This window comes from Xenorhabdus szentirmaii DSM 16338, assembly GCF_002632585.1.
GTDB classification, from domain to species: Bacteria; Pseudomonadota; Gammaproteobacteria; order Enterobacterales; family Enterobacteriaceae; genus Xenorhabdus; species Xenorhabdus szentirmaii.
On sequence record NZ_NIBV01000002.1, the window covers coordinates 1,618,125 to 1,630,460 of the forward strand.

10 protein-coding genes and 3 tRNA genes are annotated in these 12,336 nt (G+C 42.0%); 6 read left to right on the top strand and 7 right to left on the bottom strand.

Annotation, left to right across the window (positions count from 1 at the left end; genetic code table 11):
• Window positions 1-616 precede the first annotated feature (616 nt).
• On the bottom strand, window positions 617-1,183 hold the full coding sequence (locus Xsze_RS16970) for a VOC family protein (protein WP_038234933.1): 567 nt from the start codon (window positions 1,181-1,183) through the stop codon (window positions 617-619).
• Between the two features lie 242 nt (window positions 1,184-1,425).
• Between Xsze_RS16970 and argS the strand changes: the two genes are divergently transcribed.
• The gene (gene argS / locus Xsze_RS16975) at window positions 1,426-3,156 is read left to right on the top strand and encodes an arginine--tRNA ligase (protein WP_038234906.1); all 1,731 of its coding nucleotides are present in this window, start codon (window positions 1,426-1,428) and stop codon (window positions 3,154-3,156) included.
• 176 nt (window positions 3,157-3,332) lie between these two features.
• On the opposite strand, the gene Xsze_RS16980 is transcribed toward argS, so the two are convergent.
• The 3 genes from Xsze_RS16980 to rimJ all read right to left on the bottom strand — a co-directional run bounded on the left by Xsze_RS16980 (window position 3,333) and on the right by rimJ (window position 6,438).
• Entirely contained in the window at window positions 3,333-3,887 is a 555-nt protein-coding gene (locus tag Xsze_RS16980; RefSeq protein ID WP_038234904.1) for a hypothetical protein, read from the bottom strand.
• 273 nt (window positions 3,888-4,160) lie between these two features.
• Window positions 4,161-5,699 carry a murein biosynthesis integral membrane protein MurJ gene (gene murJ, locus Xsze_RS16985; RefSeq protein ID WP_038234902.1) on the bottom strand — a complete coding sequence of 513 codons (1,539 nt, stop codon included), beginning with the start codon at window positions 5,697-5,699 and terminating at the stop codon, window positions 4,161-4,163.
• 148 nt (window positions 5,700-5,847) lie between these two features.
• The gene (gene rimJ, locus Xsze_RS16990; RefSeq protein ID WP_038234900.1) at window positions 5,848-6,438 is read right to left on the bottom strand and encodes a ribosomal protein S5-alanine N-acetyltransferase; all 591 of its coding nucleotides are present in this window, start codon (window positions 6,436-6,438) and stop codon (window positions 5,848-5,850) included.
• 184 nt (window positions 6,439-6,622) lie between these two features.
• Here rimJ and mdtH point away from each other — a divergent pair, with 184 nt between their 5' ends.
• Both mdtH and Xsze_RS17000 read left to right on the top strand, forming a co-directional pair.
• Entirely contained in the window at window positions 6,623-7,828 is a 1,206-nt protein-coding gene (gene mdtH, locus Xsze_RS16995) for a multidrug efflux MFS transporter MdtH (RefSeq protein WP_038234898.1), read from the top strand.
• 51 nt (window positions 7,829-7,879) lie between these two features.
• On the top strand, window positions 7,880-8,443 hold the full coding sequence (locus tag Xsze_RS17000) for a lipoprotein (protein ID WP_038234895.1): 564 nt from the start codon (window positions 7,880-7,882) through the stop codon (window positions 8,441-8,443).
• A 149-nt stretch (window positions 8,444-8,592) separates the two neighbouring features.
• Here the strand turns inward: Xsze_RS17000 and Xsze_RS17005 are convergent, their stop codons facing one another.
• Window positions 8,593-9,135, bottom strand: coding sequence for a TorD/DmsD family molecular chaperone (locus Xsze_RS17005; RefSeq protein WP_038234931.1), 543 nt, complete (start codon window positions 9,133-9,135; stop codon window positions 8,593-8,595).
• A 149-nt stretch (window positions 9,136-9,284) separates the two neighbouring features.
• A complete protein-coding gene (locus Xsze_RS17010) occupies window positions 9,285-10,226 on the bottom strand; it encodes a 2-hydroxyacid dehydrogenase (protein ID WP_038234893.1) in 942 nt (313 codons plus the stop codon).
• A gap of 312 nt (window positions 10,227-10,538) precedes the next feature.
• Between Xsze_RS17010 and Xsze_RS17015 the strand changes: the two genes are divergently transcribed.
• The 3 genes from Xsze_RS17015 (at window position 10,539) to Xsze_RS17025 (ending at window position 10,984) form a co-directional block, all read left to right on the top strand.
• Window positions 10,539-10,628: transfer RNA gene (locus Xsze_RS17015), tRNA-Ser, on the top strand.
• An 88-nt stretch (window positions 10,629-10,716) separates the two neighbouring features.
• A tRNA-Ser gene (locus Xsze_RS17020) sits at window positions 10,717-10,806 on the top strand.
• Window positions 10,807-10,894: 88 nt separating this feature from the next.
• A tRNA-Ser gene (locus Xsze_RS17025) sits at window positions 10,895-10,984 on the top strand.
• Window positions 10,985-11,027: 43 nt separating this feature from the next.
• Here the strand turns inward: Xsze_RS17025 and Xsze_RS17030 are convergent.
• Window positions 11,028-12,032 carry an NAD(P)H-quinone oxidoreductase gene (locus tag Xsze_RS17030; protein WP_038234891.1) on the bottom strand — a complete coding sequence of 335 codons (1,005 nt, stop codon included), beginning with the start codon at window positions 12,030-12,032 and terminating at the stop codon, window positions 11,028-11,030.
• Between the last annotated feature and the right edge of the window lie 304 nt (window positions 12,033-12,336).

A 12,336-nucleotide genomic window follows, 5' to 3' on the forward strand; every position in this document is an offset into this window, starting at 1 on the left:
AAATTTCTTTTTAGAACAATAAGAATTCCAACATATGTTGCTTCATGTAATACGCAGGGTTAATAATAATTTCATCATTATGAAAAGGTGTTTAATTGCCTTTATCAATATAAATAAAATCACATATAATTTGTATAACATGCGATGGGTAAAAATTAATTCAACCCTAATAAAAAACATATCTGAAACAATATTTGAAACAATAAAAAATATCACCATGTCAAAATAAATCAGATAGCAATAAAAATAATTTCATATTGCACAGAAAAGCCAAAAATGAAAATCAGTAGCTCAGCAGCAATAATAAAAAATGTCAATATATCGAAATCAAGGTTGGTTTATTTAACCCTATTTATAAATCATCAGTTTTTATATCGGCATGTATTTGCCGGAGTATCAGAGATGAAATTTACCATTTTAAACGGTATGAGGGGGATATGGTTATTCCATTTCAGAGCGATTATTTCAGGGCCTTGATATACCATTACATATGTAACCAAATCATCGTCCCAGTCATATAGATAGCTATACGATTGGAACGACTGGGCCATTGAATGAAGCCAGCAACCTTGCCACTGAAAGGCTGCGGGTACCAATAATGCAATAACTGCGAAAATTAACCCAATCCGTTCAGTTCACTTTCCACGATCTCTTTGAGAGAAAACGGATGATATTTGACAGTAATTTCACCATTTGTCACCGCCAATGTTGGATTTGGCAGCCTCTCCTTTTCCCCCCCAGGACAGCTTTCTTTTATGCGGAAACCTTGTGGCAACGGATGGGGCAATAGTTTGCGGGCTTCACGCATTATATGTTCTGGCGGGACAGGCAAAACAAGCTCCACATGTTCCCAACCCTGGTGAAGATAGTGTTTATCCGTTGGATAAGGCAGTTCCACACAATCAATTTCCCACTCCAGCAAAGTGATCGGCTGTTCCAGTTCAAACAGGCAGATTGGACGCCCATTAATCATATTTTCAGACATCAATTGACCACATTGCAGAAAACCCTGACGCCAGCGCTCTGCTCTTGAAGTTTCATTACAACGCAGGGAAATATGATCCGCTGTGTATGGCGCGAACCGTAAGCCAAGCTCTTCGCCAAACTGTTTTAATTTTTGCTCAAATACGCCTAAATCAGCTGATAAACCCTGTAATTCAGGAATTGTTGAAAAATGAATCACTTTATCCTCCATTAAAAATTGCTCTCTCCCCTCATGTAACACCACTGAAACAACGTCAAATGACGAAGGATTGTCTGAAAGACAATCTGAAAACAAAAAGTCATCCTGCAAGCAGCGGCTGATGGTAGCATGCAGGATACGGAATATGATATAAAACCCGTTATTTTCTCATAATCCACACGCTTGGAAGTATTTGCATCATTCAAATGCAAACGATTTTGTGCGTAACTTAAGGTAACACGGTGAATATTCAGGCCATTCTTTCAGAAAAAATCAGCCATGCGCTGATTGCAGCTGGTGCCCCAGCCGACAGCGAAGCTCACGTCCGTCAATCTGCAAAAGCTCAGTTTGGTGACTACCAAGCGAATGGTGTCATGGCGGCAGCGAAAAAAGTGGGCATGCCTCCCCGACAATTGGCAGAAAAAGTCGTCAATTTGTTAGATCTGCAAGGAATAGCCAGCAAAATTGAAATCGCTGGGCCAGGGTTTATCAATATTTTTCTGGATAAAGACTGGATTGCGGCCCATATCGAAACCGCGCTGAAAGACGAAAAACTGGGTATCGCACCAGTTGAGCCTCAAACGGTTGTGATTGATTATTCTGCGCCGAATGTCGCCAAACAAATGCACATCGGCCACATTCGATCCACGATTATTGGCGATGCTGCGGCCCGTACTCTGGAGTTTATCGGGCACAACGTCATTCGCGCCAATCATCTTGGTGATTGGGGAACGCAATTCGGCATGCTGATTGCCTATCTGGAAAAAGTCCAGAATGAAAATGCCAGCGATATGGCTCTCGCCGATTTGGAAGAATTCTATCGTGAAGCGAAAAAAACTTACGATGAAGATGAAGAATTTGCTGTCCGTGCCCGCAGTTATGTCGTAAGACTGCAAGGTGGGGATGAATATTGCCGCACGATGTGGCGCAAGCTGGTTGACATTACTATGTCACAAAATCAGGAAACCTATAATCGCCTGAATGTCACCCTGACAGAAAAAGATGTCATGGGTGAAAGCCTGTATAACGATATGCTGCCGGGGATTGTTGCGGATCTGAAACAAAAAGGTCTTGCTGTTGAGAGCGATGGCGCTACCGTGGTTTACCTTGATGAATACAAGAATAAAGAAGGTGAGCCAATGGGAGTTATCATCCAGAAAAAAGATGGTGGCTACCTTTATACGACAACAGATATTGCCTGTTCCAAATACCGCCATGAAGTTCTGCATGCCGATCGCGTGCTTTATTACACCGACTCACGCCAGCATCAACATTTGATGCAGGCTTGGACCATTGTCCGCAAAGCAGGTTACATTCCTGAAGAAATGTCACTCGAACATCATATGTTCGGCATGATGCTGGGCAAAGATGGTAAGCCATTCAAAACCCGTGCTGGCGGTACTGTAAGATTGTCTGATTTGCTGGATGAGGCGATTGAACGTGCGGATGCCCTGATCCGTGAAAAAAATCCAGATATGCCGGAAGACGAACTGAAAAAAGTGGTTGAAGCCGTGGGTATCGGTGCAGTGAAATATGCCGACCTTTCCAAAAGCCGCACTACCGATTACGTTTTTGACTGGGATAACATGCTCGCATTTGAAGGCAATACAGCGCCTTATATGCAGTATGCCTATACCCGCGTAAACTCAATTTTCAAGCGTGCAGGCATTGATGAAAGCAATCTGACACAGCCTGTCATGCTTAATGAAGAGCGTGAGCAAGCTTTGGCAACGCGTTTGCTGCAATTTGAAGAAACCATCATAACCGTTGCCCGCGAAGGCACACCTCATGTAATGTGTGCTTATCTGTATGATTTGGCAGGTCTGTTCTCCGGTTTTTACGAACATTGCCCGATACTCAGCGCCGACAGCGAAGAACTGCGCCAGAGCCGCCTGAAATTGGCATTGTTGACTGCAAAAACGCTGAAACAAGGTCTTGATACTTTAGGCATTCAAACCGTAGAACGGATGTAATTCTCTTGTTCCGGAAACTGGTATGATATTTTTGTCATACCAGTTTCTTGTTTTTCGCTAATTCACACTGTATTTTATTATCTTCCTGCTACATTCATTTTGGAATGCTATTTGGGAAATTAAGCCCCATTTTCACTGACAGCATATTTTCTGATTTTTAACACATTAAATTTAAATTAATTGGTTACTTCCAGAACTATCTGATTTTCATCACTGAAATCACCGTGTTGACAGGCTGTTTCACTGCCATCACAGATAAATTTAAGAGGTGCGCTGCAGGTTGTACCTATTCTGGGTTTAAAAGTCGTGCTCCAAATCATAGGGACAAAGCCATGGATGGTTGTATCAAGTCTAATGTAGCAATTTATATCTTCAGCCTCCGGGGCGCTATACTTAACTGTCCAGTCGACTGTTTTATCTGAATCGCTACAACCTTGAAAGAATCCATTATCTGTTTCTAAATTAAAGCTTGTTTTTTCTTTAGGACCTAAAACTGTCAAGTGTGGCCCTGCTCCATACATACAACTATATCCAGTACGTTTCATTTCTATTTGTGCAGTGTCACTATTATTTCTTACATGCATATTATAATATGAAGAAAATTTAACAATTTTATTATTTTCTGTTTTTTTATTATTTTCCACTGCCTTATCATTAGCAAATGCGATATTTACAGAAAACATCAGCGCGAGGAAAGTAATATATTTTTTGGCTATTTTTAAGTAACTCATTTTAATTCCTCTTATTTTATTATGCGCGCATATATGTTATATAAGACAACATATATTTCAACACATCATGAATTACTGACTTACTTTTGATTATACAATCATAAAATCATGCAACAATCCTTAATAAAATAAATTGCATGAGATATTTTATTTAATTTGATATAACCTGAGTAAGATTTAAAAATAATGGGTTATGTAAAATAATTAATGATACCGCTCAATAAATTATTGAGCGGTTCGCTAATAAAAACACAATGGATTGGGGAAATTCAGTTATTGCAATCCCCGTTGTGCAAAGTCTTTCAATCTGAATCCCATCAAAGCCAATGCAGCAAAATAACTGCCTGCACCTGCAATCACAACGCCCATCAACCGTAGCAATCGCATAGCCATATTGCCCTGATCCCAGGCTGGCATAACCCACAATACTGCGAGTAATACCCCAACCATAACGACAATCGCCACAACTAATTTCAGCAAAAATGTTCCCCAGCCAGCCAGCGGCTTGAAAATCTCACGTTTTCGCAGTTGCCAGTAAAGCATACTGGCATTAAAGCAGGCGGCCAAGCCGATGGAAAGTGCCAACCCTGCATGTTGCAGTGGACCAATAAAAGCAAGGTTCATCAGCTGGGTTAAAACCAGGGTTGCAATCGCAATCTTAACGGGTGTTTTAATGTCCTGACGAGAATAGAAGCCGGGAGCAAGCACCTTAACAACAATCAATCCCATCAACCCAAAGCAGTAAGCAATCAATGCCCGCTGAGTCATTTCAGCATCAAAGGCAGAAAAATTACCGTATTGAAAGAGTGAAACCGTCAATGGCTCTGCCAAAATACCCAATGCGACAGCACAAGGCAGTGCCAACAAAAAGCAAAGACGCAGCCCCCAATCCATTAATCGACGATATTCTGCATGATTTCCGCTGGAAAAACTCTTAGCCAGCGAAGGCAATAAGATAGTACCCAGCGCAACACCCAGAACACCGGAAGGTAACTCCATCAGGCGGTCAGCATAATACATCCATGAAACCGAGCCAGAAACTAAAAACGAGGCAAAAATGGTATTGATAATCAATGAAATCTGGCTGACTGAGACGCCCAGAATCGCAGGCCCCATCTGACGCATAACGCGCCAGACACCACTGTCCCGGAAAGAAACCCGGGGCAACACCAGCATACCCACTTTTTTCAAATGAGGAAGCTGATAGGCCAGTTGCAAAATACCACCAGCAACAACCGCCCAGCCTAATGCCATGACTGGTGGATTACAGTATGGTGCAACAAACAGTGCAAAAACGATCATGCTGACATTGAGTAATGTCGGCGCAAAAGCAGGAACAGAAAACCGATTCCATGTATTGAGGATAGCCCCTGCCAACGAGGCCAGAGATATTAAGAAAATGTAAGGAAAGGTAATTCTGAGCAGATCACGGGTTAACGCAAATTTATCCGGTGTATCCGTGAATCCCGGTGCGGTCACATAAATGACCCAAGGCGCAGCAATCACACCGATGACCGTGACTATCGCCAAAATCAACGTCAACATTCCTGATACATACGCGATGAATGTGCGTGTTGCCTCGTCTCCCTGTTGGTTTTTGTATTCAGCCAGAATCGGCACAAAGGCTTGAGAAAAAGCGCCCTCGGCAAAAATACGGCGCAGTAAGTTAGGTAATTTGAAGGCAACAAAAAAAGCATCTGTTGCCACACCAGCACCAAATATGCGGGCAATGATGGCATCGCGGATAAAGCCAAGGACGCGCGAAAACATCGTCATTGAGCTAACCGCAGCCAGTGATTTGAGTAAATTCATGGTGTTATTCTAAAAATTGGTGTTTATGAAATGAACATAAAAAATGTAACGCTACCCTCAAGACGCTATAAAAACAGCCGGTAAAGAGACTTCGGAGAGATAGCAGCCATGTTCAAAGTCTAACAGACAACAATAAGATCTACATAGGTTATATGCCCGTTGTCTTGCCCCATGTGTCATCAATCAGTGATGTCAAAACATGATCTTGCCAAACGCCGTCGATCATTAAGTAATTTTTAGCATAACCTTCTTGTTCAAATCCCAATTTCTTGAGTAAATTTCCACTGCGATGATTATGTGGCATATAGTTCGCCATAATCCGGTGCATTTTTTGATGGCGTTGCATATAGCGAATGGTGGGTAACAAGGCTTCGTACATCACTCCCTGCCCTTGCCATTTTTCACCCAATGAATAACCAAGATAGCAAGAATAAAATGCACCACGCATGACATTGGTAAAATTGGCGACTCCCATAATTTCATTTTCATCCGGGTCCAATAACAAGAAATTGAATGTCGCTTCCTGCCGCTGTAACTCCGAGATATAACTCAACTTATTTGTCCATCCGGAAGGTTGGTAAAAAGTACCATCCCTTGCGGGTTCCCACGGTTTAAGAAAATCTTTATTTTCTGAATAATATTCAGCCAATTTATAAGCATCACGCTCATATACCAAACGAACGATCATTCTATCCGTAATAAAGCGGATTTTTGGCAATGCAGAACGGTAACCAAACATGCTTTCTCCTGATCTTTATCTTGAAAAAATTTTCAATAATTTAGCTTTTATGGAAATAATTACCACCCTCCCACGATAAAAAAATATCATCTAGATAACCTCTATCTTAAAGCACATATTGAGTCCAAAATAACAAAAACGATCTCCCGTCTTTTCTACTTTATAAGGTTTTATAGGGTGCAAAATGTCATTAGTCTCACAGGCTCGTAGCTTGGGTAAATATTTTCTTTTATTTGATAATTTAATCGTCGTTTTAGGATTTTTTGTCGTTTTCCCCTTAATTTCGATTCGTTTCGTTGAGCAACTTGGCTGGGCTGCCGCTATTGTTGGGTTTTCACTCGGATTGCGCCAATTAGTACAACAAGGTCTGGGTATTTTTGGGGGAGCCATTGCGGATAGGTTCGGTGCGAAACCCATGATTGTCACCGGAATGCTGCTGCGGGCGTCAGGGTTTGCCCTGATGGCAATGGCATCTGAACCATGGATACTCATCCTTTCCTGTATGCTTTCTGGATTAGGAGGGACATTATTTGATCCCCCCAGAGCCGCCCTTATCATAAAGTTAACTCGCCCCCACGAGCGTGGCCGTTTTTATTCAATTCTATTGATGCAAGATAGTGCAGGTGCAGTGATAGGTGCATTAGTAGGCAGTTGGTTACTGCAATATAATTTCAATCTTGTTTGTTGGATTGGTGCATCGATTTTTGTATTGGCTGCTTTATTTAACGCATGTTTTTTGCCAGCATACCGCATTTCAACCATTCGGACTCCCATTAAAGAAGGTATGGGGCGCGTTATTAAAGATCGCCGCTTCTTTTACTACGTTCTGACATTGACCGGTTATTTTATCCTCTCAGTCCAAGTCATGTTAATGTTTCCGATCATTATTTATGAAATTTCCGGCACACATACTGCCGTCAGATGGATGTATGCCATTGAAGCCGTGATTTCACTGACTTTGCTTTACCCTATCGCCCGCTGGAGTGAAAAACATTTCCGGCAAGAACAACGCCTGATGGCTGGTTTGTTTTTAATGAGCATCTGCATGTTCCCAATAGGTTGGATCAATCAGTTACACCTGCTATTTGGCCTAATCAGCCTGTTTTATCTGGGAATGGTCACCGCAGAGCCTGCCCGTGAAATGCTCAGTGCCTCACTTACCGATCCTCGGGCACGTGGTAGTTATATGGGATTCAGCCGGCTGGGGCTGGCATTCGGGGGAGTGCTGGGTTATACCGGTGGCGGGTGGCTTTATGATACAGGACGCTCTATGGATATACCGCAGCTACCCTGGTTCCTGCTGGGATTTGTGGGTATAGTGACTGTTTATACACTTCATCACCAATTCAATCTGAAAAAAATAGACTCTATTATGGTGAGCAGGCATTAATCATGGAATAAATAAGGTAAAATCAGCTTGCCAACAATAATAGGAGATAATATGAGAAAAATTTTTTTAGGCGCAGCATTAGTGATTATAGGATTACTCAGTGGCTGTGACCAGTTCAAGGAATTCAGCATTAATGAAGGTATACTCAATGAGTATTTATTAAAAAAAGTCCATTATCAAAAGCAAATCAATTTGCCGGGTATGGCTAACGCTACAATTATGTTAGGTGACTTAACCAGTCAGGTTGGTCGCAAAAATCCCGAAAAAATTGAACTTTCAACTCAAGCCAAAGTACAACTGACAAGCCTTTTAGGTTCAATTCAAGCTGAGCTCAAGCTGACTATCAGCGCCAAACCGGTATTTGATGCGACAAAAGGTGCTATCTTCATCAAAGGCTTAGAAATTGTTGACTATCAAACAATCCCAGAAAAAGCGGCGGCTCCCATAAAAGCGCTCATTCCTTATCTGAATACGTCCTTAAGTGAATTTTTCGACGTTTATCCGGTTTATGTATTGAATCCAGAAAAAAGTAAAGCTGAAGCAGCTGCTTCAAAATTTGCCAAAGAATTGGAAATTAAGCCAGGAAAACTAGTGATCGGTTTAACTGATAAGTAATTTTTATTGTGAATAAAATAATAAAGGCAAATTACTGATTAATAATTTGCCTTTATTTCATTCATAATCTATGAAAACATCTATCTGTTTATTACAGAGTTGTCACGGTCAACACTGAAATTCTCAGCCGGCATAAAAATGATATTATGTCACTCAGTTTCCAGCTCTTCACGCAACACCTGTAGCGCCTCACGAGTGATAATCACCAAAGTACGATAAAAACCACTGGTTGCATGCGCTTCTACTTTACCGAGGAATTGCCCACACCAAGGCAGCAAATACTCATCAAACAATGTAATTTGAGCTTGAACCTCATCTACCGCCGCTTGATCTTCCAGCCACGATGCAGCCAACAATAAAGAGCCGAATTGATCCGCAGGCGATTCAGATAACGGCATCCCCCGCTCCACTAAAAACTGACGGATTTCACTTTCTTCCCTATCCGTATAATTGGAACGACAGACTTCAACTCCGGCAGATTCTCCTGCAAATAAAGCGTGATAATCGGCTTCAATTGTTGCTGGCTCACAGCTTTGTTGTAGCCGATCTAACAATTGATCTTGCTCCAAAGGCCATGCTTGCTTCAATTTACCTTCTGCAATCATTGCAATCACAGGTTGCAAAACAGGATTTTGCGGTGATCGGTTAAATAATGTTCCCAAAATACGGCAAACAATAGAAAATTCATTCATGGTTTCATCTAATCCCAATAACTTATCTGACATAACGCATATTGTTATTGTCCCTAATCACTCGCCCTACTGTAAAGCAACTTATGCCTTGGCCCTTTAAGTTGGACTAAGTTGCCGCTTTGTTGGCTGGAATTTTGAAAATCATCCGGTTAATAACCACGGGAAATATCAACCAGACCGGAAGGTGTCTCCCCGTTTTCCAGCCGATGAATATTTTTGCAAATGGCATCTATGGCTTTTTCAGGTATCGACTTTGCAGAAATATGCGGGGTGATATTAATTCGTGGATGTGTCCAGAACGGGTGAAGTTTTGACAATGGTTCCTCTGAAAACACATCCAGAGTCGCACCGGCAACATAACCTTTGTCCATGGCAACCAATAAATCCTGTTCGACGAGATGTACTCCCCGGGCAACATTGATGATATACGAACCGGCTTTTAACTGACTGAATAATGAAAGATTGAGGATACCACGGGTTTCCGGCGTGTTTGGCAAAATATTGACCAACACTTTGCATTCCGAAAGAAAATCACCCAATTGTTCTTCACCATAAAAACTTTCAACATTCTCGATTTGTTTCGGCCCCTTGCTCCAGCAACGCACATTGAAATCAAATGCCTTCAATTTTTCAATGATGCTTTCTCCCAGAACCCCTGCCCCCAATACCCCAATAACAAACTCAGATCTATTGTGGGCAACAATCGGATTCCAAATGCGCTGTTCCTGATACTGTTTATATTCATCCATGCGGCGAAAATAGTACAAAACAGAACCAACAACATACTCCTGCATCTGTTGTGCCATTCCCGCATCTTCAACCCGTATCACGGGGACATTGGCAGGTAACGTTCCCAAAGTATCCAATCCTTGCTTAAGAATATAATCTACCCCTGCTCCCAGTGAAAATATCCCTTTTAATCCCTGGCGATTAACCAACATTTCATTGGGTGCTAACCAAACCAAAGCATAATCGGCGGGAGCATCATCACCATCAGTCCATTTCCGCACATTCGCATCAGGTAATTTATCTTGTATACACTGAACCCATTCATCAGCATTGGAGGCAGGGTTAAAAAAGATAATATTCATAAGACCTCATTCCTTTTTTGATTTTTGATAGGGTTAACTGATTAGTGACAGGTTGCAAGCATCTAATGAAGTGACAAGAGTGAAAATATTTAGAATGTTATCTGGTTAACATATTTGCCATGAGCCGTTGCAAAAAGAGAGATTTCACTACCTTAGTTGGATGACAAGCGCACAAATTGTTTTTTATTTGTCTAATCAGTCAAAAAGCCTGAAAAAATCACATTATACCTGTTGACGCATTCACTACTTTTCCCTATAGTAGCGCCCCGTTGCAGCAGTGAACGGAAACGAAATCGCTACAACAAGAAATACGGTGAGGTGTCCGAGAGGCTGAAGGAGCACGCCTGGAAAGTGTGTATACGTGAAAACGTATCGAGGGTTCGAATCCCTCCCTCACCGCCATCTTCTATAAAAGAGCCGAAAAATTGGCTTTTTTAAAAAACAAGCAGTCTACAATATTATTCTCCTTATATGAGAGTGATAAAAAATTGGTGAGGTGTCCGAGAGGCTGAAGGAGCACGCCTGGAAAGTGTGTATACGTGAAAACGTATCGAGGGTTCGAATCCCTCCCTCACCGCCATCTTCTATAAAAGAGCCGAAAAATTGGCTTTTTTAAAAAACAAGCAGTCTACAATATTATTCTCCTTATATGAGAGTGATAAAAAATTGGTGAGGTGTCCGAGAGGCTGAAGGAGCACGCCTGGAAAGTGTGTATACGTGAAAACGTATCGAGGGTTCGAATCCCTCCCTCACCGCCATCTTCAACAAAAAGCCTGGACATAAGTTCAGGCTTTTTGCTTTTTATATCACCAACATGATTTTTCCAATATGAGCACTACTCTCCATCAACGCATGGGCATCCGCAGCTTGTTTCAGTGGATATGTTCTAAAAATCTGTGGTTTAATCACCCCTTCTTCCAATAAGGGCCAAACTTTCTCCTGTAATTCACGAGCAATACCGGCTTTATCCTCAACACTACGAGAGCGCAATGTAGATCCTGTAATACTCAGTCGTTTTTGCAGCAAGGGCATAAGGTTAAGTTCCTTCACCTTACCATGCTGAACTCCAATTTGGATAATTCTGCCCTCTACCGCTGCCGCCTGAAAATTTTTCGCGACATAATCACCGGCAATTAAATCAACAATCACATCAGCACCGTGCCCGTTCGTTGCCTGATGAGTTTTTTCTACAAAATCCTCTGTCTTGTAGTTAACAGAAGCATCCGCCCCCAATGCCAAACTGGTCTGGCGTTTATCTTCAGAGCCCACCGTCGTTATCACATAAGCCCCAAATGCCTTTGCCAGTAAAGTCGCCACTGTTCCGATACCCGATGTACCACCATGAATTAAAACAGTCTCTCCCGCCTTTAATTTTCCACGCTGGAATAAATTCACCCATACCGTAAAAAATGTTTCGGGCAACGCCGCGGCTTCAACCAGGCTATAACCTTCGGGCACAGGCAACGCATTACTTTCGTGTACCTTGCAATATTCCGCATACCCTCCTCCTGCAACTAACGCGCAAACCTGATCACCCACAGCATAATGTTTGACTTTTGAACCCACGGCAACGACTGTACCTGAAATCTCCAGCCCGGGAATATCCGAAGCCCCCTGAGGCGGAGGATAATATCCGCGTCGCTGCATCACATCAGGTCTATTAACCCCCGCAGCGGCCACTTTGACCAATATTTCCTCAGAATCAGGTGTAGGAACCAATCTTATTGATAAATTCAAAACATCTGGCTCCCCCGGTTGAACAATCTCAATTGCAGCCATGTGTTCGGGAAGTATGAATACGGACATCTATTTTCCTCATGAGATCAAGTCAATGATGTCTGTAGATTACAGGAATAACGGATATTAAAAAAACACCAAAATCAGCAATCCCATCAAACAAAAAATAGGTTAAAATTCGTTTTCAAAATAACATGATGGTGTTTTACATCTACTTAACTACCACCTACTGAAGTAGGTGGGTTAGCGCACTTCGGTGCCGACGACTGAAAGTCGTCGAACCACGCACCTCGTAAACGCGCATAGGTCAAAAAATTAAAGTCAAAGTCACCGTCTAAAGACGGTGGTTTTTACCAATGATATTGAAATAAAT